At 55.8% G+C, this 25,032-nt stretch carries 21 protein-coding genes and 1 other RNA gene; 10 read left to right on the forward strand and 12 right to left on the reverse strand.

The window, feature by feature from the left end; genetic code table 11:
- Nucleotides 1-14: 14 nt before the first annotated feature.
- Entirely contained in the window at nucleotides 15-878 is an 864-nt protein-coding gene (gene rsmI, locus SK58_RS04945; RefSeq protein WP_045907594.1) for a 16S rRNA (cytidine(1402)-2'-O)-methyltransferase, read from the forward strand.
- A gap of 67 nt (nucleotides 879-945) precedes the next feature.
- Here the strand turns inward: rsmI and SK58_RS04950 are convergent, their stop codons facing one another.
- From SK58_RS04950 to kbaZ, 11 genes are all read right to left on the reverse strand, one after another.
- On the reverse strand, nucleotides 946-2,835 hold the full coding sequence (locus SK58_RS04950) for an alpha-galactosidase (RefSeq protein ID WP_015571963.1): 1,890 nt from the start codon (nucleotides 2,833-2,835) through the stop codon (nucleotides 946-948).
- Between the two features lie 16 nt (nucleotides 2,836-2,851).
- Nucleotides 2,852-4,024: a MalY/PatB family protein gene (locus SK58_RS04955; protein WP_032104417.1), complete on the reverse strand. Its 1,173-nt coding sequence runs from the start codon at nucleotides 4,022-4,024 to the stop codon at nucleotides 2,852-2,854.
- Between the two features lie 12 nt (nucleotides 4,025-4,036).
- On the reverse strand, nucleotides 4,037-5,608 hold the full coding sequence (malX, locus tag SK58_RS04960; protein ID WP_033487751.1) for a maltose/glucose-specific PTS transporter subunit IIBC: 1,572 nt from the start codon (nucleotides 5,606-5,608) through the stop codon (nucleotides 4,037-4,039).
- A 117-nt stretch (nucleotides 5,609-5,725) separates the two neighbouring features.
- Nucleotides 5,726-6,598 carry a tagatose-bisphosphate aldolase subunit KbaY gene (gene kbaY / locus SK58_RS04965; RefSeq protein WP_015571961.1) on the reverse strand — a complete coding sequence of 291 codons (873 nt, stop codon included), beginning with the start codon at nucleotides 6,596-6,598 and terminating at the stop codon, nucleotides 5,726-5,728.
- 12 nt (nucleotides 6,599-6,610) lie between these two features.
- Nucleotides 6,611-7,756 (reverse strand): SIS domain-containing protein, encoded by a 1,146-nt coding sequence (locus SK58_RS04970; protein ID WP_033487750.1) that lies wholly within the window; start codon nucleotides 7,754-7,756, stop codon nucleotides 6,611-6,613.
- 246 nt (nucleotides 7,757-8,002) lie between these two features.
- Nucleotides 8,003-9,136, reverse strand: a complete 1,134-nt coding sequence (gene nagA, locus SK58_RS04975; RefSeq protein ID WP_023304484.1) for an N-acetylglucosamine-6-phosphate deacetylase — start codon at nucleotides 9,134-9,136, stop codon at nucleotides 8,003-8,005.
- Entirely contained in the window at nucleotides 9,133-9,567 is a 435-nt protein-coding gene (gene agaF / locus SK58_RS04980; RefSeq protein WP_017382441.1) for a PTS galactosamine/N-acetylgalactosamine transporter subunit IIA, read from the reverse strand. Before agaF ends, nagA begins: the two co-directional genes overlap by 4 nt.
- Before the next feature lie 17 nt (nucleotides 9,568-9,584).
- Nucleotides 9,585-10,463: a PTS N-acetylgalactosamine transporter subunit IID gene (gene agaE / locus SK58_RS04985; RefSeq protein WP_017382440.1), complete on the reverse strand. Its 879-nt coding sequence runs from the start codon at nucleotides 10,461-10,463 to the stop codon at nucleotides 9,585-9,587.
- Nucleotides 10,453-11,232: a PTS N-acetylgalactosamine transporter subunit IIC gene (gene agaW, locus SK58_RS04990; RefSeq protein WP_003861730.1), complete on the reverse strand. Its 780-nt coding sequence runs from the start codon at nucleotides 11,230-11,232 to the stop codon at nucleotides 10,453-10,455. Before agaW ends, agaE begins: the two co-directional genes overlap by 11 nt.
- A gap of 10 nt (nucleotides 11,233-11,242) precedes the next feature.
- Nucleotides 11,243-11,716 (reverse strand): PTS N-acetylgalactosamine transporter subunit IIB, encoded by a 474-nt coding sequence (gene agaV, locus SK58_RS04995; protein ID WP_003861728.1) that lies wholly within the window; start codon nucleotides 11,714-11,716, stop codon nucleotides 11,243-11,245.
- A 19-nt stretch (nucleotides 11,717-11,735) separates the two neighbouring features.
- Entirely contained in the window at nucleotides 11,736-13,043 is a 1,308-nt protein-coding gene (gene kbaZ, locus SK58_RS05000; protein WP_048219448.1) for a tagatose-bisphosphate aldolase subunit KbaZ, read from the reverse strand.
- 239 nt (nucleotides 13,044-13,282) lie between these two features.
- On the opposite strand from kbaZ, the gene SK58_RS05005 reads away from it, so the two are divergent.
- Complete coding sequence (locus SK58_RS05005; RefSeq protein ID WP_017693937.1) at nucleotides 13,283-14,086, forward strand: DeoR family transcriptional regulator; 804 nt, start codon at nucleotides 13,283-13,285, stop codon at nucleotides 14,084-14,086.
- 439 nt (nucleotides 14,087-14,525) lie between these two features.
- On the opposite strand, the gene garD is transcribed toward SK58_RS05005, so the two are convergent.
- On the reverse strand, nucleotides 14,526-16,097 hold the full coding sequence (gene garD / locus SK58_RS05010; protein WP_015571957.1) for a galactarate dehydratase: 1,572 nt from the start codon (nucleotides 16,095-16,097) through the stop codon (nucleotides 14,526-14,528).
- A gap of 367 nt (nucleotides 16,098-16,464) precedes the next feature.
- On the opposite strand from garD, the gene garL reads away from it, so the two are divergent.
- The 8 genes from garL (at nucleotide 16,465) to tdcD (ending at nucleotide 25,018) form a co-directional block, all read left to right on the forward strand.
- Nucleotides 16,465-17,235, forward strand: a complete 771-nt coding sequence (gene garL, locus SK58_RS05015) for a 2-dehydro-3-deoxyglucarate aldolase (protein ID WP_003862676.1) — start codon at nucleotides 16,465-16,467, stop codon at nucleotides 17,233-17,235.
- A gap of 21 nt (nucleotides 17,236-17,256) precedes the next feature.
- A complete protein-coding gene (gene garR, locus SK58_RS05020) occupies nucleotides 17,257-18,147 on the forward strand; it encodes a 2-hydroxy-3-oxopropionate reductase (protein ID WP_017382435.1) in 891 nt (296 codons plus the stop codon).
- Between the two features lie 56 nt (nucleotides 18,148-18,203).
- On the forward strand, nucleotides 18,204-19,349 hold the full coding sequence (gene garK / locus SK58_RS05025; protein ID WP_032672038.1) for a glycerate 2-kinase: 1,146 nt from the start codon (nucleotides 18,204-18,206) through the stop codon (nucleotides 19,347-19,349).
- 32 nt (nucleotides 19,350-19,381) lie between these two features.
- Nucleotides 19,382-19,758, forward strand: an RNA gene (rnpB, locus tag SK58_RS21985) — RNase P RNA component class A.
- A gap of 672 nt (nucleotides 19,759-20,430) precedes the next feature.
- Nucleotides 20,431-21,351: a transcriptional regulator TdcA gene (gene tdcA, locus SK58_RS05030; RefSeq protein ID WP_048219451.1), complete on the forward strand. Its 921-nt coding sequence runs from the start codon at nucleotides 20,431-20,433 to the stop codon at nucleotides 21,349-21,351.
- Between the two features lie 96 nt (nucleotides 21,352-21,447).
- Nucleotides 21,448-22,437 carry a bifunctional threonine ammonia-lyase/L-serine ammonia-lyase TdcB gene (gene tdcB / locus SK58_RS05035; protein WP_023304478.1) on the forward strand — a complete coding sequence of 330 codons (990 nt, stop codon included), beginning with the start codon at nucleotides 21,448-21,450 and terminating at the stop codon, nucleotides 22,435-22,437.
- Nucleotides 22,438-22,447: 10 nt separating this feature from the next.
- Nucleotides 22,448-23,779, forward strand: coding sequence for a threonine/serine transporter TdcC (tdcC, locus tag SK58_RS05040; protein WP_006812083.1), 1,332 nt, complete (start codon nucleotides 22,448-22,450; stop codon nucleotides 23,777-23,779).
- A 30-nt stretch (nucleotides 23,780-23,809) separates the two neighbouring features.
- Nucleotides 23,810-25,018, forward strand: coding sequence for a propionate kinase (tdcD, locus tag SK58_RS05045; RefSeq protein WP_032618950.1), 1,209 nt, complete (start codon nucleotides 23,810-23,812; stop codon nucleotides 25,016-25,018).
- Nucleotides 25,019-25,032: the final 14 nt, after the last annotated feature.

The raw sequence follows: 25,032 nt of genomic DNA on the forward strand, positions 1-25,032 counted from the left end.
ATACGGACGAAACAATGAAACAACACGAAACGGCAGATAATTCTCAAGGCCAGCTTTATATTGTACCTACTCCTATCGGGAATTTGTCTGATATTACCCAACGTGCGCTCACCGTATTGCAAGCTGTTGATTTAATTGCGGCTGAAGACACCCGTCATACCGGTTTACTGCTACAACACTTTGCCATCAACGCCCGTTTGTTTGCCCTGCACGATCACAATGAGCAACAAAAAGCCGAAACGCTGGTGGCGAAGCTTAAAGAAGGGCAGAACATCGCGCTGGTCTCCGATGCGGGAACGCCGCTGATCAACGATCCGGGCTACCATCTGGTACGCACCTGCCGGGAAGCTGGCATCCGCGTTGTGCCGCTGCCGGGGCCGTGCGCGGCGATTGCGGCGTTAAGCGCTGCGGGTCTGCCGTCCGATCGTTTCTGCTACGAAGGTTTCCTGCCTGCTAAATCCAAAGGCCGTCGCGATGTGTTAAAGGATCTGGAAGCTGAACCGCGTACGTTGATCTTCTACGAATCAACCCACCGTCTGCTGGAAAGCCTGGAAGATATGGTGACCGTCTGGGGCGAAGCCCGCTATGTGGTGCTGGCGCGCGAGCTGACCAAAACGTGGGAAACTATTCACGGTGCGCCGGTTGGCGAACTGCTGGCGTGGGTGAAAGAGGATGAAAACCGCCGCAAGGGCGAAATGGTGCTGATTGTTGAAGGTCACAAAGCGCAGGAAGACGCTCTGCCTGCCGATGCGCTGCGTACGCTGGTCCTGCTACAGGCTGAACTCCCCCTGAAAAAAGCGGCGGCGCTGGCGGCGGAGATCCACGGCGTGAAGAAAAATGCGCTGTATAAATATGCGCTGGAGCAGCAGGGGGAGTAAGACCCTGCCGCCTGTTTTGCCGGGTGGCGGCTTCGCCTTACCCGGCCTACACCGTGTCAAAGCCTCACTATTTCTCCGGCATCGCCTCAAACACCAGCGTTTCCAGCGGTTGCAGCGTAATCACCACAGCGTTTTTATACTCCTCTGGTACGGTCGAATTACTACCGTACACGGCTTTCAGGGTAAACTGCGAACGCTCTCCTGCCGGGATCTCAAAATCTTTGGTTAAATCCAGGAAGTAACGTTGCGGCTTATCCGATGGGTTGCGTAAGCCAAAAATCGCTTTGTCTTTACTCCATGAGGCCCAGCCGTAAACCTCAAGCGAAGTTGGGTCACCGCCAATCCAGTGAGTATCCACCAGCACGCTGGCATTCTCACGCGACCATTTTGCCGCCTGCGCCAGGGTATCCCACTTCGCCTTATTCAGCATAGACGGCGTGATGTACAGCTCCTGAAGCTGAGTTCCGGTTGCGAAGTAGCTCCAGACCTGATCGGCAAAATCGCTGTCTGTTTGCACTTTCTCGAGTCCATAGTAAGCGTTCTCTGCGCTGACGATCCCGTGGTACATCAGTGAGTTCAGCGGGAACAGCGGACCTTTACGCACGATGGATCGCCAGGTTTCGGCATCGCGGTAGGTCATCCACTGCTGCACTGGCGTGCCGGGGCCGTACAGGTTGATATCATCGCCCTGACGCCAGATTGAATCAGCATAGAACAGCCAGGACGGGCTGGCGTCGGTGCCGGTGGTCAGGTTGATAAACAGGTTCGGGTTTGCGCTGCGCATGTTGTGCAGCAGGGCAATGGACGCGTCAAAATCCGATGCAAATGGGCTGCCCTTGATATGCGAATTGGCGTTACCCATTCCGTCGAGCTTGAACGAGGTAATGTGCTCGTTTTTGATCAGCTTAATGATCTGATCGTTAAAGTTTTTAAAATAGTTCGGCCCCGACAGCGCCAGCTTGCCGTCTACGGTTTCGAAACCATACTCTTTTGCATGCGAGACGCGAATATCGCGCGGCTTGTTGTATCCGCCCCACGGAGAAAGCCACAGCCCAACCGAGCTATGCAGGCTGTCGGCTTTTTCCCTGACTTTGCCAAAACCGTTGCTGAATGCCGGGCCAAACAGCCAGCGTCCGGTGCGATCGTCCCAGCCATCGTCCAGCAGGAACGCGTCCAGCGCCACCCCGCGTCCGGCAATAAATTCTTTATTCCATTCGTCCATCCGCCCAATGACATCCTGCTCGGAGTAAGGGGTAAAGAAGCCGATGTCCATCCAGCTGTTGTAGTGCAGATAAGGCTTATAAGGCCGCGGACGCACGGCATCGATAAACTGGTTTACGCTGCGGCGCAGCTGATTAGTTTCCGGGAAAGTGCCGAACCAGGTGGTAAAACTAACCGGTGTCTCAGGCAGAATTGGCGTTTTCAGCTCCACGTTGAGGTTCGTGGTGGCTTCATAAGCGTAAGTATTCACAATCGGTTTGTCTGGCAGGATGAAGAACGAGTCGGCCACGATTGGCGAGCTGTTAATCGCCCCGTCAACGTAAGGTGCCTGAGACTGCTTCTTCGTCGGGAAGAAGGTAATTTTCGCTACGTCCCGCGGCTGCCCGACGGCGGCGATGGTGTAGCCAATGCTGGCGTATTTTCCCTTCACCAGGTTCAGTTTCACCGTTACGATAAAATCCGGATGCGTAAAGTCGATGACTATCGCATTGTCCTGCTTTTCGACGTGCTTGATTTTGAAATCAGCGGTGTGGATTTTTGTTTCATCCGGTAGCGTCAGAAAGAACAACTCCTGGGGCGTGAGCGGATGGTTAGCTTTGCTGTCCGTTACCACTACCGTTGCGTTTGCATCATCAAACGAAAGGGCAATATTGTCGTTACTGAGCGCGTAGTTTGCTGCTGCCGCACCATGGGAAACACAGAGAGTCAGCAGCGAGAGAGTGAGCATCTTTTTCATCGGGGTAAGATCCTTATCAGTAATGCTTCAGCATTCGGTTGATGGACTGTTCCAGCCAGTAGCGCTGGGTGCCGAAGTTAATACGCAGGTAGTTTTCGCCGTTTTGTACGTAGTGGCTGCCATCTTCAATGACCACGCCAGCCTGTTTTGCGAAATGTTGAGTTAGCGCCGTCGCACTGCGATCGTCCGCACTGACGTCTATCCAGGCGAGATACGACGACTCCGGGTTCATCATCTTCCATGCAGGGAAATGGGTCTGAATGGCATCCGCAAGGTAGCGGGCATTGCCGCGCAGATAACCATTCAGCGCGTCGAGCCATGGCAGACCTTGCTGATAAGCCAGAATAATTCCCCACACGCCGAAGATATTGGGCGAGGTAATGGAGTTCTTCTCCAGCTGCTGGCGGAAACGCTGGCGCAGCGAATCGTCTGGAATCATTGAGTAGGATGTTTTTAGCCCGCCAAGGTTGAAGGCTTTATTGGGGGAGGTCAGCACAATCAGGTTGTCCTGGGCGGCACAGCCCGAAGTCAGACAACTGACGAATGTACCGTCCAGAATGTGCTCGGCGTGAACCTCATCAACCACCAGAATCGTGCCGTAGCGCTTACAGAGATCGGACACCTGACGTATCTCATCCGCGCGCCAGATTCGGCCCGAAGGGTTATGCGGCGAGCAGAAGAACCACAGTTTTGGACGGTGAGTTTTGAGCTGAACTTCAATCAGATTAAAATCCAGCTGATAGCGGTTTTCCTTCACGCTCAGCGGATTTGCAAGCACCCGCACGCCCTGTCGCTGTGTCGCCATCGCAAACGGGTCATACACCGGGGTATTCATCATCACGCAGTCGCCGGGTTTGCAGAACGCCTGAACCGTATAGTGCAGCGTGGAAACGGTGCCGTAGGTCAGGGTGATCCATGACTTATGCACCTCAACCTGATGACGGCTACGCTGGAAGGCGATGACCGCATCGTAGAATTCGTCGAAGCACCAGGTGTAACCGAAGGTGCCATGCTCCACGATGCGCTGGAAGCCTTCAATCACAGCGGGTGGCGAGGTGAAATCCATATCTGCTATCCACAGCGGGATAAATCCCTCCGGGACATCACCGAAACGCGAGCACACAAACGTATGATCCCATTTACGGCATTTATCGCTTTTACGCTCAATGATTCTGTCGAAATCAAACACAACGTCCCCCTGTTAAATTAAGGCTTCAATGCCGGATTTGACGCTCTGCACCTGCGGACCGATGATCACCTGAACGCTGTGGGCATCAAGCACCACTACTGACAAGGCGCCCGCGGCCTTCAGCGCCTGCTGGTCGATAAGCCCCATATCTTTTACCACCAGACGTAAGCGGGTAATGCAGTTGTCGAGCGACTCAATATTCTCTTTACCGCCAAGCGCGCGAAGAATAAGCCCATGATCGTATTTCGATTTTCCACGTGCCCGGGTATTGGCTTCCACCGCCTGGAGCGCACCCTGCGCGTCAACCTCACGGCCCGGCGTTTTAATATCGTGCCTGAGGATGTACCAGCGGAAGACGAAGAAGTAGATAACAAACCAGGCAATACCCACCGGGAAAAGCAGATACCATTTGGTCGACATCCCCTGCATGACGCCGAAGATCAGCAGATCCAGAATGCCGCCGTCGGTGTTGCCGATGGTGACGCCGAGCAGCGCCATCACCATCAGCGCCAGGCCAGACATAACGATATGAAACGCGTAAAGCACAGGGGCAATAAACAGGAACAGGAACTCAATCGGCTCTGAAATACCCGTGACAACTGAAACCAGCACGCCTGAAAGCAGCAGCCCTTTAATCACCGGACGGTTTTCCGGGCGCGCGGTGCGGTAGATAGCGTAAGCCACGGCAGGCAGGCCGAAGATAAAGGTCGGCATAAACCCTTGCGATAAAAATGCCGTAACGTGCGGACTAAACGGCAGGCCAGCTTTCAGCTCGGCGTAGAAAATGTTCAGCGCACCGGCCACTTCCTGGCCGTTAACCATCTCAATGCCACCCGCCGGGGTGAAGCGCACCATCGCCAGCAGGATGTGGTGCAGGCCAAAAGGTTTGAGCAGCAGTACGCCCACGCCATACAGGAATGGCCCAAAGACGCTGGTGCTCTGGATGATATGACCAATCCCGGCAATGCCCATTGCCACATATTCCCACAGCAGGGGGATAAACAAGCCGACCAGCGACAGGGTGAGGGCGGTAATGATGGGCACAAAACGAATGCCGCTAAAGAAGGCAAACGCGTCGTGCAGCACCGTGTCCTGGAAACGTTCGTGCAGGAAGTAGGTGATCACCCCTACCACAATGCCGCCGAGCACGCCCATCTCCAGCGTTTGAATGCCAAGCACAATGGATTGTCCCACCTGTCTCATGGTGGCGGCATCCGCAAGCTGGTGGGTGGCGGTCAGGTAGTAGTTGATGCTCATGTTCATCAGCATGTAGCCAACGAATCCGGCAAAAGCGCCCACCGCTTTATTACGTCTGGCAAGGCCCATCGGGATCGCCATGGCAAACATCAGTGGCAGATAGGTAAAAGCAAAGCCGCCGACCATGGCGATAAAACCAAAGGTGAGCTGCGTTAACTCGCCGCCCAGAAAGGGAAAACTTTTGATGGTGGAAGGGCTGGTGACAGAACTACCGATACCTAACAACAACCCCATAAAGGCCAACAGTGAGACCGGGAACATAAACGTCTTTCCCAGGCTCTGGAAAAACTCCCACGCTTTCGATTTAAACGACTTTTCCTGTGTCATGTAGGGACTCCTCGGATTTTTAGGATAATGGAAGGCGCTGTCCGGCTTAAGGACGCGCCTTCATATTTGCGAGGCTTATAGTTATTTTTTTAGGTACTAACGTTATGCGCGATGGGTTCAGGCTTCAGTCGCAAGCAGCAGCCGGTTCGCCGAGCCGCAAACGGTGATTTTGCTTCTGACCACCTCTTTCATGGCATCCATGCCGACGCGCATGTAGAAGCGCGGATCGTTGCCCTGTGGGTTCTCGGCAAACCAGGCTTTGACTGCGTCAGAGAAGGCAATTTTCAGCTCTGTTGCGACGTTAACTTTGCAGACGCCCAGCTCAATGGTGCGGCGCACATCCTCATCCGGCACATCACTCGCACCGTGCAGCACCAGCGGCACTGTCACTACCTCACGGATCTCGGCCAGCCGCTGGAAGTCGATTTTTGGGCGTTTGGTATAAAGACCGTGCGCGGTACCGATGGCAACGGCGAGACTGTCCACGCCTGTCAGTTCGACAAAGCGCTTTGCTTCCTGCGGGTCGGTCAGGAATGCGCTTTCGGCGTCGACGCTCATGTCATCTTCCACTCCGCCCAGTCGGCCCAGTTCGGCCTCGACGCTACAGTCGTTGAGGTGGCAGAAATCGACGACCGATTTCACCAGCTTGACGTTTTGTTCGAAGGGGTAATGGCTACCGTCGATCATTGCGCTACGTACGCCGGCATGGACTTTGCGGCGAATGTCGTCCAGCGATTCGTGGTGATCGAGGTGTAGCGCCAGCGGCATGTCATAAGTAAGGGAATACGCGTTGCATAAGGCGTAGATCTCTTCCAGCGCAATATGTTTAAACGTCCCCGGCGTACCCGCGAGGATCACCGGCGATCGCATTTCGCTACAGACTTCGAGGATCGCCTGGATCGTCTCGGCGTTATGGATGTTAAAGGCCGGAACGGCATAGCCCTTCGCCTGTGCGTCCTGCAAAAGATATTTGGTAGAAATAATACTCATGAGCCTGTCCTCTTAAGCCTGCCACGGATGAATAACGACGCCCTGGACCACACGGTTAACCGTACCGCTGGCGGATGGCGTATCCGGCGTATTGCCAACGTGCAGAGACTGGGTCAGTGCGAAGACCTGGGCGTACATCAGGAAGCAGAACGCCTGCTCCATATCGTTAAATGAACGGGAAGGCGGCAGCAGGATATGCGGGCCAGCTTCAATGACCGGGTCCGTTTCGGCTGCAATGGCTACCACGCGCATAGCCTGACGATCGCGTCGCAGCTCGGCGAGCAGATCCCGATCGTACTGACGCGTATACGGATGGCTGGAGACAAACACGACGACCAGCGTTTCGTTGTCCACCAGCGACTTAGGCCCGTGACGGAAACCCGTGGGCGAATCGTAGAATGCCGCCAGCTTGCCGGCGGTCAGCTCCAGCACCTTCAGCGCAGACTCCCGTGCGGCGCCCTGTAATCCACCGCTGCCCAGATAAACAATGCGTTTCCACGGTTCGTTACCAAAGACGCCGGGACTGAAATCGCCAAGCGATGTGAGGATCGCCTGACAGCGATCGGACACGTCGCGGAACGTTTTGCTGTTGATCGTTTCCGGTGCGAATACCGCCAGGCAGCTCGCCATCATGGTGGTGATGCTGCTTGTCATCGCGAACCCGCGATCGTGCGTTTCGGCTGGCATGAGCAAGGCGCAGGCGTTATCGCTGTCGACGGCATTCTGGTACAGGCTGCCCGCTTCATTACAGGTGATCGACAGGTGGTAGCACTCCGGTACAAACTGATTCGCCAGCTCAACGGCGGCGACGCTCTCCGGGCTATTGCCAGAACGGGCGAAAGAGACCAGCAGCAGCGGGTGCGCAGGGCTGAAATAATCCATCGGGTTAGTGACCAGATCGGTTGTAGGTATCGCGGTGATGTTTTTCCCCGTGTGGCTGGCAAGCCATGGCGCAATGATGTCGCCGATAAAAGCAGACGTACCCGCGCCGGTCAGAACGATCCGCAGATCGGGCTTGCGCAACAGTGGCGTCAGAAAACTGTCGATCGACGCGCGCAGATTATCAATATTGTTGAGCGAGCGAAGCCAGCTGGCTGGCTGCTGGCGGATCTCTTTTTCGGTCCAGGTGCCGGTGGTGGCGATAGTGGTTTGTGGCATAACTCAGTCCTTAGTCGTGTGAATTCCACATCAGACGCTGGCAAATGTGTCGCTATCTTTCGTTTCGTTTCACTTGTTCACTTTAGCAGTTAAATAAAATTTATAGAAAAGAAATCGAAAGTTCAATGGTGAAAAAGAAATAAAACGAAAAGTGTGATCGCGAAAGGAAAGGCGAAAATCAAGGAAAGGAAAAGAAAGGCCTTACGATCGTCTTCCGTAAGGCCAACAGGGCACACTGTGAAGGGGCTACAGGGAAAGAGCCTGACCCTGGATCCAGATCTGCCGGAGGTGTAAACCCGCATCCAGCGCAAGAACATTGGCGCGTTTGCCTGGCGCTAACGTTCCCAGCAGGTGATCCATACCGAGCAGACGAGCAGGATGCAGCGAGGCCATATGGATTGCGTTTTCTGGGGCGATCCCCGTATGCTCCACCATATTTCGCACGGCGGCATCCAGCGCGAGCGTGCTGCCCGCCAGCCCGCCTGAGGCCGTGCGGACAACGCCGCCCTGCATCTCGACATTTTCACCACACAACGTATAGCGCCCATCAGGCATACCCGCCGCCTGCATGGCATCGGTAATCAGCACCGTACGATCCTTCGCGCAGCAACAACATAGCCGCATGGCTCCAGGATGAACGTGATGCCCGTCGGCAATAAGCTCCAGCCACGCGCGTGGGTCCGTAAGCCCGGCGCCAACCATGCCGGGCTCCCGGTGGTGTAACCCCGTCATGCCGTTGTAGCAGTGCACCAGCCCGGCTGCGCCTGCATCAAATGCGGCCAGGGTTTGCGCGTATGTAGCGGCGCTGTGGCCCAGCATGACGCGTATCCCTTTTTGCTTGAGGTGATGGATCGCCTTCAGGGCATCCACTTTTTCCGGAGCAAGCGCCACTACCCGCAGCGTGTTCTGCGAAACCGCAATCAGCTCATCAAGTTCCGCGAGATCCAGTTCGCGAAACAGTTCTGGCGGGTGCGCCCCTTTGTTCTGCGGTGTAAAGTACGGGCCTTCCAGATAGCTGCCCAGGATCTGCGCGCCGGGGCCACCGGCATGACAGCGCCGGGCAATGCGCCGTAACGCGCCATGGATCGCCTCCAGCGGAGCGGTGACGGTGGTAGGCAGAAACGCCCCCACGCCTTCACGCGCTTTGTGCATGGCTAACCGGTCCAGCACGTCGGGCGCATCATCCATCACATCCACACCCGCGCCGCCGTGGACGTGAATATCAATGTATGCCGGGCAAAGCAGGTCTGCCTCGCGGGTATTAACCCCTGCCGGAATCGGCTCGATGGCGGTGATGACGCCTCTATCCATACGCAGCTGATGGTCATCCAGCCAGCCCTGCCCGGTAAGCAGACGACGCGCGCGCAGCAGTTGCCTCATATCCCTTCCTCGGCGGGCGCTTCCTCGCGACAGCGTGCAAGTTCATCCACCAGGCTGGTCAGGCCGCGATGGCCGCACTCCAGCGCCTGCAAACGAAAGGCTTCACTGCTTAACCCGTCGCGCTCCAGAACCATCTCCAGCAAAAGCTGGAGATTGGTGCCGGTGATCACTTCGCTGCCGGGGCGCTGCATCGCGAGGGTAGAGGCCACACGAAACGGCGTACCGCCGAGAAGATCGGTGAGAAACACGATATCGTGCTCTGCATCCAGTTCATTCACTGCCTGCTCAAGCTGCGCGGTCAGCCGCGCAGTGGTGGAGCTTTCCGGAAAATCGATGGCGATAAACTGCGGCTGTTCGCCGAGGATTTGCTTCATCGCCTGTTCCAGCCCGCTGGCAAAACCGCCGTGACCCGTCAAAATAATGCCTAACATCGCAACCTCTTTGCTTATTACAGGAAGTGACAGAATTTACCGACAACGCCCAGCACCACGGTGATACCAATCAGGCGCAGCGGGCTCCAGCCACGGCGTACCAGCCAGAACATGGTCAGGGTATAGACCAGCGGCAGAAAGGCGGGCATCAGTTTGTCGATCACATCGGTTTGCAGTTTGACGACTGCATCCCCGGCTTTAATCTCGAGTGTGGTATTCAGGCGCACGTAGGTAGCGACCAGCGCGCCGATCACTGTCATCCCGACAATGGACGCAGCATGACCAACCTTTTTGGTGTTGGCCTTGATCAGAGGGATCGCGGCGACACCCATTCGGTACGCATAGTGCGCCAGACCAAAACGCAGGCCGAGATGCACCACGTTAAACAGCACGATAAAGACCACCGCGCCAAGAATGGAGCCCTGTAGCGCAAGGCTGGCGCCAATCCCCCCGCAGATGGGCAGCAGGGTCAGCCAGAACATGGCGTCACCAATGCCACCGAGCGGTGCGCCGACGGCAATTTTAGTGCTCTGGATGCTGTTCACATCCTGTTTGGAACGCTCCATTGCCAGAATAATGCCGATGACGAAGGTCACCAGGAACGGGTGGGTGTTAAAGAAACCCATATGACCTTTCATGGCGCGCGCCAGGTCCCGCTTATTGGTGTGGATCTTTTTCAGCGCGGGCAGTAGCCCATACAGCCAGCCGGAGGCCTGCATACGCTCGTAGTTAAACGAGGCCTGTAGCAGCATGGAACGCCAGGCGACACGGTTAATATCCTTTTTCGTTAGTTCAGCGCCAATACGCTGGTCTTCGTAGACGTTTTCATTCACGCCGGTCAGCAGTGTCTCTTCACTTTCAGACACGCCCGGCAGGGTGGTGTGATTAGATGCCATCTTCAAATTCCTCTTTCTGGGCCGCAGGCGCCGTGGGTTCAGGCGATTTGCGCAGCAGGTCGATCAGCGCCATCGCCAGCGCAGCCGCGGCAATCGCCAGCACCGGGAGTTTCAGCCAGGCCGCGGCGACAAAGCCGATAATGAAGTAAGGGATGTAAACGTTTTTCATCATGATCTTCAGCAGCACGGCGAAGCCGATCGCTGGCATAATGCCGCCCGCGACGCCGAGACCGTCGATCAGACGTTCCGGCAGCACGTCAATGGCGGTTTTCGCATGTTCAGCCCCGAAGTAGATGGGCAGAAACGCGCACAGGAAGTAGAAGACGCCGAGCGCCAGCAGTGCCAGATAGTTGACCCGTTCAATACCACGGGTGTCTGCGTTAGCCGCCATGCGATCGCAGCGGGACATCACGCCGGACATCACCGAGAAGAGGAAAGTGATCCCCATCTGAACCGCCACGGCAAACGGCACGGCGACCCCAACGGCGACATCCGGCTTCACGCCTGTAGTAATGGCAAATGTGGTGCCAACGATGGTGCCGATAATCACGTTTGGCGGCTGCGCGCCCGCCAGCGGCGCGAGTCCCATCCAGACCAGTTCTAACGTACCGCCGGTCAGAATTCCGGTGTGCAAATCGCCCAGAATCAGGCCAACCAGTGGCCCGAGCACCACCGGACGGTGCATGTGTGTTAAGCCGTTAAACATATCCAGGCCCGCTATAAAGGCGAGAAGCCCCAGCGCGAAAGCCTGCAACAGACTGATTTCCATTGTGAATCCCTCAGAGCAGTTTAAAGAGATCCAAAGCAGTCTCTGTTGGAACGCCCTGAACGAAGCATTCCACTCCGGCCGCCTTCAGGCCGTTAAACGCGGCGATATCGTTCGCGTCTACAGATACCGTTTTGGCAATTTGCTGTTTGCCACTGGCGTAATGCATATTTCCGACGTTAATACGGGTGATGGGCACGCCGCCCTCGACCAGCGTTAAAAAATCAGCCGGTGTTTTACAGACCAGCAGAATTTTCTGCCGGTCGGCGGCGCGATGAATGTTGTCGATCACTTTTTGCAGGGACCAGAAACGCACGGCGATGCCTTCCGCCAGCACCATCTCCATCAGGTTTTGCTGAACCGGATCGTCTGCAACCTCGTCATTTGCCACCAGCACCAGGTTCGCCCCCGCAAACCCCACCCACTGTACGCCCACCTGACCGTGGATCAGGCGTTCATCAATGCGGCATAAGACAATGTTTGGCATAGCGTTTTCCTCTTTTTAATTATGCGTGTTGAGTCGTTACGCCTTCGCAGGCGGCATGGTACTGCTGGAGTATGTCCTGAATGTGGTCGAGGATGAGTTCCCGTGGTGTGGACCTGAGAGCGCCATCGCGAACTTTGCTGTACTGCAACGGCAGATACTGGCTGATCAGCGGCAGCGGGATCGGTTCATCCGCCAGGTTGCGTATCAGCCGCTCAAAGGCGTCGTCAATCTGGCTGTCTGGCCAGTAATAGCGCACGCGGTCGGAATAGCTGTAACCGCGCGCCAGGCGACGGGCATTGCCGTCGCCGTGATAGTGGCTTTGCCAGTATTCCGGGCGATCGAGCATCACGTTTTCCAGGACGTGACGCAGCCCTGAGCAGGCTTTTGCCGGCAGCAGCTCTTCTTCAATTGCTGCCAGTGAGAACAGCGCTTCGCGCAGCGCGAAGGTTAGCGCAGGGCCGACTTTCAGAATGGCGAAGTGATCTTTCACCAACTGGCGCAGCGCCTGCGGCGTCTGGTAATCGGTAGAGTGTGCTTCAAATACAAGCGTGTCGTAGGCTTCAACCATCTCGCTCAGCGCGACGGCTTTATGCGGTTGATAGTCACAAACCTGCGCATGGTCGAACTCAACGCCAGGCTGAACCACCAGGCCAATAATGCGCGGCCAGATGTCGCTTAACCCTTCCTTCTCGAATGCGTGGCGGTGTGCCTCAAGCGTGGCGCGTGCCGCCTCTGGCGTGGTGACCTCAAGCTCGGTCAGCGTCTCGTGTGCCCCACCGGGAACCGGAACTTCCGTGCCGATAACGTAGACCAGATCGGCTACGCCAAATTGCTCGAGACAGGTGGTTTCGGCAATTTTAGCCAGCCGAGCGGCACGCCCGGCAACGATTGCATCGGTTAACGGAACCGGGTCGTCTTCGCAGGACATGCTGCAATCGAGGTGAATTTTTTTAAATCCGGCCGCCACGTAGCTTCTGATCAGATCGTCGGCGTTCGCCATCGCCTGCGAAGCCGGCAGGTTTTGCCAGCGGTTTGGACCTAAATGATCGCCGCCAAGGATCAGCTGCGAGGTGGGGAAACCAAGAGATCCCGCCAGCTTGCAGACAAACCCATAAAAATCGGCGGGCGTCATACCGGTATAACCGCCAAACTGATCCACCTGGTTTGAGGTGGCTTCTATCAGCAGGGGCGTCTGTTGTGAATGGGCGTAACGTAGTGCAGCTTCAAGTACCAGTGGATGTGCGGAACAGACGGCATAAATCCCGTTTGTATTCCCCCGTTTATGTTGTTCCACCATTTCTGTCAGATGTTTCACTTTCCTCTCCATTTCGGATGGTGTTGGTATTCATCTTTCGTTTTGTTTCATTTGATACTGCATTATGGTGAGGTAAAAATAAAACGAAAGATAATAGTTTTCCGATCTGTTTCACAAAAGAAACATAATGAAAGGTTTCAGCGGCGGTTAAGCTTGCGTCCGCCCACCATACAGGGCTTGCATTCCCTCAAAAGAAAGGCGTTAATAAGCAAAACGAAATGAAACGAAAGTGTATTTACTAAGGAGCTCGTATGAGCAGCACCGATTCATCCGCAGAGAAGCGCATCACCGGCACCAGTGAAAGGCGAGAGCAGATCATTCAGCGGTTGCGGGCGCAGGGAAGCGTGCAGGTTAACGATCTTTCTCTTTTATTCGGCGTGTCGACGGTGACGATCCGTAACGATCTGGCCTTTCTGGAAAAGCAGGGGATTGCCGTTCGCGCTTACGGCGGCGCGCTGATTTGCGAAGGCAATGCCCCCGGCGTGGAGCCGTCCGTTGAGGACAAAAGTTCCCTTAATACGGCAGTGAAGCGCAGCATCGCGCAGGCGGCGGCTGAACTGGTGAAGCCGGGTCACCGCATTATTCTGGACTCCGGCACCACAACCTTTGAAATTGCCCGCATGCTGCGCCAGCACACCGATGTCATTGCCATGACCAACGGGATGAACGTGGCAAATGCACTACTGGAAGCGGAGGGCGTAGAGCTGCTGATGACCGGCGGGCACTTGCGCCGTCAGTCGCAGTCCTTCTACGGCGACCAGGCGGAGCAGTCCTTACAGAATTACCATTTTGACCTGCTGTTCCTGGGCGTCGATGCCATCGATCTCGACCGGGGGGTGAGTACGCACAACGAGGATGAAGCCCGTCTGAACCGCAAAATGTGCGAGGTGGCGGAGCGTATTATCGTTGTCACGGACTCCAGCAAGTTTAATCGTTCAAGCCTGCATAAAATTATTGATACCCAGCGGATCGACATGATTATCGTTGATGAAGGCATTCCGGCGGAAAGCCTGGAAGGTTTACGCAAAAGCGGGATCGATGTGGTGCTGGTCTAAAGGGGCTTTTCCCCTCACCCTAACCCTCTCCCCATAGGGAGAGGGTTCCCCAGTAATTTGAAAGCAAAAGCGATAATGTTGCCTCAGAATAACTGAGGGCTTTCAGCGATGCCTCGGTCCGGCTGTAAATCGCTGAGGCGTTTCCTGTAGGCCGGGGCGAGGCGCAGGGATGCGCCGAGAGGGCGGGCTTTACAGGGATGTTACCTCCGCCCGTCCCCGATAAGCCGGAAGGAATAAGCCGAAGGCACCGCGAAGCGGCGATTTACCGCCGGAAGCCCGGGTCGCCAGGGTGGTGGCGACTGAGCCACCCTGGCACGTTCACCGGTCATGTCGTGACAGAGTAGCAAGGAACATAAAGTGAACGGAATGACCACCAGAGCCGTATGTTCCCCCTCACCCAGCCCTCTCCCCTGTGGGGAGAAGGCAGGATGAGGGGCCATCAGGTCACCGGCGCCGGGTTAAACACCGCCAGCGAGTTATGCAATCCCCATTGATCGGAGAAGGTTTTCTTCCGCCCGCTTGCCACATCCAGAATGAAGTGGAACAGCTTCCAGCCCACTTCTTCAATACTCTCTTCCCCGGTGGCGATGGTGCCCGCGTTGATATCCATTAAGTCATACCAGCGGTTTGCCAGCTCGGTGCGGGTCGCCATTTTGATCACCGGTACCGCCATCAGGCCGTACGGCGTGCCGCGCCCGGTGGTAAAGACCTGTACCGTAATGCCGGACGCTACCTGCTGGGTGCCGCAAACGAAATCACTGGCAGGCGTTGCCGCGTAGATCAGACCGCGTTTGGTTGGTCGCTGGCCAGGGGAGAGCACTTCCACAATCGCGCTCTGGCCGGATTTGGCAATCGACCCGAGGGCCTTTTCCACCACGTTCGCCAGGCCGCCTTTCTTGTTACCCGGAGACGGGTTGGCGCTGCGGTCGGTTTTGCCCATGTCGAGATAGTTATCGTACCAGGCCATCTCCTCCAGCAGGCGTTTGCCCACCTCTTCGTTGACGGCGCGCGGCGTGAGCAGGTGGATAGCATCACGTACTTCGGTGACTTCGGAGAACATCACCGTGGCGCCGCAGCGCACGAACAGATCGGAGGCATAACCGACTGCCGGGTTGGCGGTGACGCCGGAAAACGCATCGCTGCCGCCACACTGTGTCCCAACGACCAGTTCAGAGGCCGGGCAGGTTTCACGCTGGCGTTTGTTCAGCTTCTCCAGATGGTGCTCTGCCACCTGTAAAATGTCGTCGACCATCGATCTGAAGCCGACATGGTGTTCATCCTGAAGTCGCACAACACTGGCATCGTCAACCGGAATGGCTTTCACATCCTCAGTACCCTGCAACAGGCGTTCTGGCTGCAATTTTTCACAGCCGAGACCAATCACCATGACCTCACCGCCAAAGTTTGGGTTAAGGGCGATATTGTGAATCGTGCGGATCGGCACGACCGCTGCGGGCGCGTTGATCGCCACGCCGCAGCCGTACAGGTGGTTAAGACCCACCACGCCGTCAACGTTGGGGTATTTCGGCAACAGATCGCGCTCAATAATTTTCACCACATAATCCACTACGCCCGCCACGCAATGCACGCTGGTGGTGATGCCAAGCAGGTTTTTGGTTCCCACGCTGCCATCCGCGTTGCGGTAACCCTCGAAGGTATAACCCTCCAGCGGAGGCAACGGCTCAGGGACGCGGGTAGCCAGCGGCAACGACTCCAGCGGCGGGGCGGTGGGCAGCTCAACCAGCGACTCCTCAATCCAGCTACCCTGCGGGATAGCGCGCACCGCATAGCCGATGACTTCGCCGTAGCGCACGATTTCGCCCTGCGCCGGGATATCGACCAGTGCGACTTTATGCCCCTGCGGAATGTGCTCAATCAGCTCCAGGCCATCCGGAAAGCGGGTGCCAGCTTTTAGGCCATTGTCGTTGACAATAATCGCCACGTTATCGGTATCGTGCACTTTTATATAGAACGCCGTCGGCGACGCCTGTCGAATTTCAATATCGGCCATTGTTCACTCTTCTCCAGCAAAATATCTGATACTAAATATAGCCAGATGGTTAATTGTTTCTTATTGAGGAAATAAAGAATGCCAGGAGAGGAAAGGTGAGAATGTGATCGCGATCGCTCCCGAACCACTAATCGTTGATTCTGTGCATCAGCGCCCACTGTGTTGGGCATATGCTCAAAATAGCGTGCTACTCCCGTTGGATAATTGAGCATTGAGACAATGTGCTGCCGGGTGGTGACGATTATACTGAATGACGATTTTATAACGCCAAAATTCAGTCAGGAAAATAAATATAACGCTGACGCTGAGTCGGAATAAATAAGAAAAGCTACTGGCTAAAACTGCGGAATTAAAAAAGGTATAAGTAATGAGTAACGACATCTTCCCGAATAAATTTAAAGCGGCCCTCGCGGCGCACCAGATTCAGATTGGCTGCTGGTCTGCGCTGGCCAACCCCATCAGCACCGAAGTGCTGGGCCTGGCCGGGTTCGACTGGCTGGTGCTGGACGGCGAACATGCGCCAAACGATATCAACACGTTTATTCCGCAGCTGATGGCGCTGAAAGGCAGCCACAGCGCGCCGGTGGTGCGTGTGCCCACCAACGAGCCGGTGATCATCAAGCGTCTGCTGGATATCGGCTTCTACAACTTCCTGATCCCGTTTGTTGAAACGGAAGAAGAAGCGGTGCTGGCCGTGGCGGCGACCCGCTATCCACCGGAAGGAATCCGCGGCGTGTCCGTCTCGCACCGCGCCAACATGTTTGGCACCGTGCCGGACTATTTCGCTCAGTCCAACAAGAACATCACCATTCTGGTTCAGATCGAGAGCCAGCAGGGGGTCGATAACGTCGACGCTATTGCCGCGACGGAGGGGGTAGACGGCATTTTCGTCGGCCCGAGCGATCTGGCGGCCGCCTTTGGTCATCTGGGCAACGCCAGCCATCCGGACGTGCAGCGCGCAATTCAGCACATTTTTGCCCGTGCCAAAGCGCACGGTAAACCGTGCGGCATTCTGGCGCCAGTGGAAGCCGATGCCCGCCGCTACCTGGAGTGGGGCGCAACGTTTGTTGCCGTGGGCAGCGATCTCGGCGTATTCCGCGCCGCCACGCAGAAATTAGCGGACGCTTTTAAAAAATAACCATCATTGAGGAAACAGATTATGACGCTGAAAGTGGGTTTTATTGGCCTGGGTATCATGGGCAAACCAATGAGCAAAAACCTCATCAAAGCAGGTTACTCACTGGTGGTTTTAGATCGTAATTCAGACGCGGTGGCAGAGGTGATTGCGGCTGGCGCAGAAACGGCGACAACCGCAAAAGCGATTGCTGAGCAGTGCGACGTGATTATCACCATGCTGCCAAACTCCCCGCACGTGAAAGAGGTGGCGCTGGGTGAGAACGGCATTATCGACGGCGCGAAGCCGGGTCTGGTGGTGATCGACATGAGTTCTATCGCACCGCTGGCAAGCCGCGAAATCAGCGAGGCGCTGAAAGCGAAAGGTGTGGAGATGCTGGATGCGCCAGTCAGCGGCGGCGAACCGAAAGCCATCGACGGCACCTTGTCGGTGATGGTGGGGGGCGATAAAGCCGTGTTTGACAAATACTACGACCTGATGAAAGCCATGGCTGGCTCCGTGGTGCACACCGGTGAAATTGGCGCAGGCAACGTCACCAAGCTGGCAAACCAGGTGATTGTGGCGTTGAACATCGCGGCCATGTCCGAAGCGCTGACGCTGGCCACCAAAGCGGGCGTTAATCCGGATCTGGTCTATCAGGCCATTCGCGGTGGTCTGGCGGGCAGCACCGTGCTGGATGCCAAGGCGCCGATGGTGATGGATCGTAACTTCAGGCCGGGCTTCCGCATCGATCTGCACATTAAGGATCTGGCGAATGCGCTGGATACCTCCCACGGCGTGGGCGCGCAGTTGCCGCTGACTGCCGCCGTCATGGAGATGATGCAGGCGCTGCGTGCGGACGGTCTGGGCACCGCCGATCACAGCGCGTTAGCGTGCTATTACGAAAAACTGGCGAAGGTTGAAATTGCTCGCTAATGACGTCCTGCCCGGTGGCGTTACGCTTACCGGGCCTACGGCTCAGGCATACAACTATGAAAATCGTAATCGCGCCAGACTCTTATAAAGAAAGCCTGTCTGCCACCGAGGTGGCGCAGGCGATAGAAAAAGGATTTCGGGAAATTTTCCCCGACGCTCATTACGTGTCTGTTCCCGTTGCTGACGGCGGAGAAGGTACGGTTGAAGCGATGATCGCCGCGACGCAGGGCACCTGGCAGCAGGCTGTCGTCACCGGCCCGTTAGGGGAAAAGGTGAAGGCCAGTTGGGGGATCTCGGGCGACGGTACCACCGCGTTTATCGAGATGGCCGCCGCCAGCGGCCTGGTGCTTGTTCCTCCCGCGCAGCGTAACCCGCTGGTCACGACGTCGCGCGGGACGGGGGAGCTGATCCTCAGCGCGCTGGATAAAGGCGCGCGCAACATCATTATCGGTATCGGCGGGAGCGCAACCAACGATGGGGGCGCGGGTATGATGCAGGCGCTGGGCGCGAAGTTTACGGATGCGAACGGGACGGAGATCGGCTACGGCGGCGGCAGCCTGATGGCGCTTAACCGGATTGATATTTCCGATCTCGATCCGCGTCTTCAGGGATGCGCAATCCGCGTCGCCTGTGACGTGACGAATCCGCTGGTGGGTGAAAGCGGCGCGTCGCGTATCTTTGGCCCGCAAAAAGGCGCCACGGAGGAGATGATCCTCGAACTCGACGCCAATCTTAGCCACTACGCCGGGGTGATCAAAAAATCACTGCGCATTGACGTCAACCGGGTTCCGGGGGCTGGCGCCGCGGGCGGCATGGGCGCGGCGCTGATGGCCTTCCTGGGCGCTGAGCTGAAAAGCGGCATCGAGATTGTCACTCAGGCGCTCAATCTTGAAGAACATATTCACGATTGCACGTGGGTGCTGACCGGGGAAGGGCGCATCGACAGCCAGAGCATTAATGGCAAAGTGCCCGTCGGCGTGGCGAGCGTCGCCAAAAAATACCATAAGCCGGTGATCGGGATTGCCGGAAGTCTGACGCAGGATGTGGGTGTGGTGCATCAGTACGGCATCGACGCGGTGTTCAGCGTACTGACCAGTATCGGTTCACTGGAAGAGGCGTTCCAGGGAGCGTATGACAACATTTACCGCGCCTCGCGGAATATCGCGGCCACATTGCAGGTAGGCATGCGTAGCCAGGGGTGACAGCGGCGCGCAAACCCTCTATACTGCGCGCCGAAGCTGACCAGACAGTCGCCGCTTCGTCGTCGTCCCTTTCGGGGGAGACGGGCGGAGGGGAGGAAAGTCCGGGCTCCACAGGGCAGGGTGCCAGGTAACGCCTGGGGGGGAAACCCACGACCAGTGCAACAGAGAGCAAACCGCCGATGGCCCGCGCAAGCGGGATCAGGTAAGGGTGAAAGGGTGCGGTAAGAGCGCACCGCGCGGCTGGTAACAGTCCGTGGCACGGTAAACTCCACCCGGAGCAAGGCCAAATAGGGGTTCACATGGTACGGCCCGTACTGAACCCGGGTAGGCTGCTTGAGCCAGTGAGCGATTGCTGGCCTAGATGAATGACTGTCCACGACAGAACCCGGCTTATCGGTCAGCTTCAACTTCTTACGAACCCCCGCTTCGGCGGGGTTTTTGCTTTCTGAAGGTTGCAGGCCGGGTAAGCGAAGCGCCAAACGACATCAATTCTCAATTTTGCGACGCTAAGCACATTTCACTATTTGGTTGACTGTGTGTTCCTCTCATCTGCTGCGCATGATCGCAATCACAAAATTTAACGCTATAAAATTAGAAAATTTTAGTGTTGAGCAGATGTTGTAAATGTTTAGTCAGTGATGCCGAATGTTATTCATTTGATAATTTAATATTGAATCTAAAAACATTCTTCTGGTGAATGTGTGATATATCCCACTCTTTAACCGGAAAGTGAATAAATATTCCTGGTAAAGTTGATAAACCACAAAAATGTTTTAAAAGAATAATGGTGGTTTATTAACCTTTAATTGCCTGAAAGATAGTCTTTATTAATATTTTTAAAGCAAAAAAATTCACGCAGGTTATTGCCATAAAATAAATTTATTACTGCGGATTTTGTTGATCAATATCAGCGTAATTGCGTATTTTAAGTTGCTTAACTATTTGATTAATAAGGTGATAAATCGGTTTTGAATGCAGTGATAAAAAGGGCATCATGGCAAATTGTGAGTGACAGCACATACCCCCCGAAACAATATTGGGTAGAATCCGCTGCGTCATAGGGAAATAAGCGCAGAATATTATGAATACTATTATTCTACCGAAAACACAGCACCTCGTGGTATTTCAGGAAGTCATCAAAAGTGGCTCCATAGGTTCTGCTGCAAGACAACTGGGGCTGACGCAACCTGCCGTCAGCAAAATCATCAGCGACATCGAATCCTACTTTGGGGTGGAAGTGATGGTGCGTAAGAACACCGGCGTAAAACTCACTGCCGCCGGTCAGGTGCTGCTGTCCTACGCTGAGTCGATCACCCGCGAAATGAAAAACATGGTGAGCGAGATCAACAGCCTCGGTTTCAGTACCGTCATGGACGTCTCTTTTGGCTATCCGTCGCTGATTGGCTTCACCTTCCTGTCCGGGATGATCAAAAAATTCAAGGAAGTGTTCCCGAAAGCGCGTGTCTCAATGTATGAAGCGCAGCTCTCTTCATTCCTGCCCGCCATTCGCGATGGCCGGCTGGATTTCGCCATCGGCACGCTGAGCGACGGGATGCAGCTTCAGGATCTTCACGTTGAGCCACTGTTTGAATCCGAGTTTGTGCTGGTGGCGAGTAAATCACGAACGTGCACCGGCCCGACCAGACTGGCATCGCTCACGCACGAGCAGTGGGTGATGCCGCAAACCGATATGGGCTACTACAACGAACTCCTGACCACCCTGCAAGACAACCACATCAGCATTGAAAACATCGTCCAGACCGATTCCGTCGTCACCATCTATAACCTTGTCCTCAATGCCGATTACCTGACGGTGATCCCCCGTGACATGATTGCGCCATTCGGCTCGGACCAGTTTATTGTCCTGCCGGTGGAAGATGAATTACCCGTGGCGCGTTATGCCGCCGTGTGGTCAAAAAATTACAGTATTAAAAAATCGGCGTCAGTATTAGTTGAACTGGCAAAACAATATTCGTCGATGAATACCGAAAAACGACGATAGAAATAATGATGATTTAAAACACCCGGAGCGACGCTTTTTAACGCTCTGATACCCTGACTTTGCCTGAAAACAATGAATTATTATAACGAGGATATTATGCACATTACTTACGATCTCCCGGTGACCATTGAAGATATTCAGGACGCCAGAAAAAGACTGGCGGGAAAGATCTATAAAACCGGTATGCCGCGCTCGAATTATCTGAGCGAACGGTGTAAGGGTGAGATATTCCTGAAATTTGAAAATATGCAGCGTACCGGTTCGTTTAAAATACGTGGGGCTTTTAACAAATTAAGCTCGCTGACCGATGCGGAAAAACGCAAGGGCGTGGTGGCCTGTTCCGCAGGGAACCACGCGCAGGGGGTCTCTCTCTCCTGCGCCATGCTCGGCATCGACGGCAAAGTGGTCATGCCGATGGGCGCGCCGAAATCCAAGGTTGCCGCCACGCGCGACTACTCCGCCGAAGTGGTGCTGCACGGCGAAAACTTTAACGACACCATCGCCAAAGTGAGCGAAATCGTCGAGATGGAAGGGCGCATATTTATCCCGCCTTACGACGATCCGAAAGTGATCGCGGGTCAGGGCACCATTGGCCTGGAAATCCTCGAAGATTTATATGACGTGGATAACGTGATTGTCCCCATCGGCGGCGGCGGTTTAATTGCCGGTATTGCGACAGCAATTAAATCCATCAACCCAACTATCAATATTATCGGCGTGCAGTCTGAAAATGTGCACGGAATGGCGGCATCGTATCAGGCCGGAGAAATAACCAGTCATCGTGTTACCGGCACATTAGCTGACGGCTGCGACGTGTCTCGCCCAGGTAATTTAACCTTCGAAATTGTTCGTGAATTAGTCGATGACATTGTGCTGGTCAGCGAAGACGAGATTCGCAACAGCATGATCGCGCTTATTCAGCGAAATAAGGTGGTCACGGAAGGTGCTGGTGCGCTGGCGTGCGCGGCGTTATTAAGCGGCAAGCTGGACCACTATATTCAGGGCCGAAAAACCGTCTGCATTATTTCCGGCGGCAATATCGATCTCTCCCGTGTTTCCCAAATTACCGGCTTCGTTGACGCATAAAGGATGACTTATGAGCAACACAGAAAGCATTATCGTTGGCCAGACAAAAACGTCCACCTGGCGTAAATCGGATACCACCTGGACGCTCGGCCTGTTTGGTACCGCCATTGGCGCAGGCGTGCTGTTCTTCCCTATCCGTGCAGGCTTTGGCGGCCTGATCCCTATCCTGCTGATGCTGGTACTCGCGTTTCCGATTGCGTTTTACTGCCACCGCGCGCTGGCGCGTCTGTGTTTGTCCGGCAGTAACGTCTCCGGCAACATCACCGAAACGGTGGAGGAGCATTTTGGTAAGACCGGCGGGGTGGTGATCACCTTCCTCTACTTCTTTGCCATTTGCCCGCTGCTGTGGATTTACGGCGTCACCATTACCAACACCTTTATGACCTTCTGGGAAAACCAGCTCCAGATGCCCGCCCTGAACCGCGGCGTGGTGGCGCTGTTCCTGCTGCTGCTGATGGCTTTTGTTATCTGGTTCGGTAAAGACCTGATGGTGAAAGTGATGAGCTACCTGGTGTTCCCGTTCATCGCCAGCCTGGTGTTGATTTCTCTCTCGCTGATCCCGTACTGGAACTCGGCGGTGATCGACCAGGTTAACCTGAGCGATATCGCCTTCACCGGTCATGACGGCATTCTGGTCACGGTGTGGCTGGGGATCTCCATCATGGTCTTCTCCTTCAACTTCTCGCCTATCGTCTCCTCGTTTGTGGTCTCCAAACGCGAAGAGTACGAACCAGAGTTCGGGAAAGAGTTTACCGAGCAGAAATGTTCCAAAATCATTGGTCGCGCCAGCCTGCTGATGGTGGCGGTGGTGATGTTCTTCGCCTTTAGCTGCCTGTTTACGCTCTCTCCGCAGAACATGGCGGACGCCAAAGCGCAGAACATTCCGGTGCTCTCTTACCTGGCGAACCACTTCGCGTCGATGTCAGGCAGTAAATCCACGTTCGCCACGGTGCTGGAATACGGCGCCTCCATCATCGCGCTGGTCGCTATCTTTAAATCCTTCTTCGGCCACTATCTGGGCACGCTGGAGGGGCTGAACGGTCTGATCCTCAAGTTCGGTTACAAGGGCGACAAGAAGAAAGTCTCCGTGGGCAAGCTGAACACCATCAGCATGGTCTTCATCATGGGCTCCACCTGGATTGTGGCCTACGCCAACCCGAACATCCTGGACCTTATTGAAGCCATGGGCGCGCCAATTATCGCCTCTCTGCTGTGCCTGCTGCCGATGTACGCCATCCGCAAGGCGCCTGCGCTGGCGAAATACAAAGGCCGGACCGAGAACATCTTCGTAACCGTGGTCGGCCTGCTGACCATTCTGAACATCGTGTACAAACTGTTTTAAACCAAAGCTCAGGAAGAGCGGAGCCATACCATGATTGAGTTTCCGGTAGTACTGGTCATTAACTGCGGATCGTCCTCTGTTAAGTTCTCGGTGCTGGACGCCGCAGGCTGCGATGCCCTGATGACGGGCATTGCGGACGGCATCAACACAGAAAAAGCCTTTATTTCCGTGAATGGGGGTGAGCCGGTCAGACTGGCTCACCAGGACTACGAAGGGGCGCTGGCCGCCATCGCCCTGGAGCTGGAGAAACGCAACCTGATGGGCAGCGTGGCCTTGATTGGCCATCGCATTGCCCACGGCGGCGACCTCTTCAGCGAGTCGACCCTGATCACGGAAGAGGTGATGGCGCAGATCCGCCAGGTCTCCCCGCTGGCGCCGCTGCATAACTACGCCAACCTGAGCGGCGTGGAAGCCGCCGGGCGCCTGTTCCCCGGCGTGCAGCAGGTGGCGGTATTTGATACCAGCTTCCACCAGACCATGGCGCCGCAGGCGTATTTGTACGGCTTGCCGTACCGCTATTTTGAAGAGCTGGGCGTGCGCCGCTACGGTTTCCACGGCACCTCTCACCGCTACGTGTCGGCGCAGGCGCACGCGCTGCTCGGGCTCTCTCCCGATGACAGCGGCCTGGTGATTGCCCATCTCGGCAACGGGGCGTCCATCTGCGCGGTGCGTAACGGCGTAAGCGTGGACACGTCCATGGGGATGACGCCGCTTGAAGGACTGGTGATGGGCACGCGCTGCGGCGACGTGGATTTTGGCGCGATGGCGTGGATTGCCCGGCAGACCGGCCAGTCGTTCGAGGATCTGGAGCGCGTGGTCAACAAAGAGTCCGGGCTGCTGGGGATCTCTGGCATCTCCTCCGATTTGCGCGCGCTGGAGAAAGCCTGGCATGACGGCAACGAGCGGGCGCGGCTGGCAATAAAGACCTTCGTCCACCGGATTGCGCGACATATCGCCGGTCATGCCGCGTCCCTGCACCGTCTGGATGGCGTGGTGTTTACCGGCGGGATCGGTGAGAACTCCGTGCTTATCCGCGCGCTGGTGGTGGAGCATCTTAAGGTGTTTGGCATCATCCTCGACGAGTCCAAAAATGCCCTGCCGGGCAGCGCGGGCGAGCGCGTGATCTCTACCGAGTCGTCCCGCGCGGCCTGCGCGGTGATCCCTACCAATGAAGAAAAAATGATCGCACTGGACGCCCTCCGTCTTGGGAAGGTTACTCCGGCTGCGGCTTACGCCTGATAAAGCGAGAATCT

The sequence above is a fragment of the Enterobacter sp. BIDMC93 genome (assembly GCF_001037805.1).
Classification (GTDB): Bacteria; Pseudomonadota; Gammaproteobacteria; order Enterobacterales; family Enterobacteriaceae; genus Enterobacter; species Enterobacter hormaechei_C.

Excerpts from the sequence above, each read along its gene's own strand:
- kbaY (WP_015571961.1), bottom strand. The coding sequence starts at position 6,598 with ATGAGTATTATTTCTACCAAATATCTTTTGCAGGACGCACAGGCGAAG.
- SK58_RS05005 (WP_017693937.1), top strand. The coding sequence starts at position 13,283 with ATGAGCAGCACCGATTCATCCGCAGAGAAGCGCATCACCGGCACCAGT.
- tdcC (WP_006812083.1), top strand. The coding sequence starts at position 22,448 with ATGAGCAACACAGAAAGCATTATCGTTGGCCAGACAAAAACGTCCACC.
- rsmI (WP_045907594.1), top strand. The coding sequence starts at position 15 with ATGAAACAACACGAAACGGCAGATAATTCTCAAGGCCAGCTTTATATT.
- agaF (WP_017382441.1), bottom strand. The coding sequence starts at position 9,567 with ATGTTAGGCATTATTTTGACGGGTCACGGCGGTTTTGCCAGCGGGCTG.
- SK58_RS04950 (WP_015571963.1), bottom strand. The coding sequence starts at position 2,835 with ATGAAAAAGATGCTCACTCTCTCGCTGCTGACTCTCTGTGTTTCCCAT.
- garD (WP_015571957.1), bottom strand. The coding sequence starts at position 16,097 with ATGGCCGATATTGAAATTCGACAGGCGTCGCCGACGGCGTTCTATATA.
- agaW (WP_003861730.1), bottom strand. The coding sequence starts at position 11,232 with ATGGAAATCAGTCTGTTGCAGGCTTTCGCGCTGGGGCTTCTCGCCTTT.
- kbaZ (WP_048219448.1), bottom strand. The coding sequence starts at position 13,043 with ATGGAGAGGAAAGTGAAACATCTGACAGAAATGGTGGAACAACATAAA.
- malX (WP_033487751.1), bottom strand. The coding sequence starts at position 5,608 with ATGACACAGGAAAAGTCGTTTAAATCGAAAGCGTGGGAGTTTTTCCAG.
- tdcB (WP_023304478.1), top strand. The coding sequence starts at position 21,448 with ATGCACATTACTTACGATCTCCCGGTGACCATTGAAGATATTCAGGAC.
- tdcA (WP_048219451.1), top strand. The coding sequence starts at position 20,431 with ATGAATACTATTATTCTACCGAAAACACAGCACCTCGTGGTATTTCAG.
- garK (WP_032672038.1), top strand. The coding sequence starts at position 18,204 with ATGAAAATCGTAATCGCGCCAGACTCTTATAAAGAAAGCCTGTCTGCC.
- agaV (WP_003861728.1), bottom strand. The coding sequence starts at position 11,716 with ATGCCAAACATTGTCTTATGCCGCATTGATGAACGCCTGATCCACGGT.
- nagA (WP_023304484.1), bottom strand. The coding sequence starts at position 9,136 with ATGAGGCAACTGCTGCGCGCGCGTCGTCTGCTTACCGGGCAGGGCTGG.
- tdcD (WP_032618950.1), top strand. The coding sequence starts at position 23,810 with ATGATTGAGTTTCCGGTAGTACTGGTCATTAACTGCGGATCGTCCTCT.
- SK58_RS04970 (WP_033487750.1), bottom strand. The coding sequence starts at position 7,756 with ATGCCACAAACCACTATCGCCACCACCGGCACCTGGACCGAAAAAGAG.
- agaE (WP_017382440.1), bottom strand. The coding sequence starts at position 10,463 with ATGGCATCTAATCACACCACCCTGCCGGGCGTGTCTGAAAGTGAAGAG.
- garR (WP_017382435.1), top strand. The coding sequence starts at position 17,257 with ATGACGCTGAAAGTGGGTTTTATTGGCCTGGGTATCATGGGCAAACCA.
- garL (WP_003862676.1), top strand. The coding sequence starts at position 16,465 with ATGAGTAACGACATCTTCCCGAATAAATTTAAAGCGGCCCTCGCGGCG.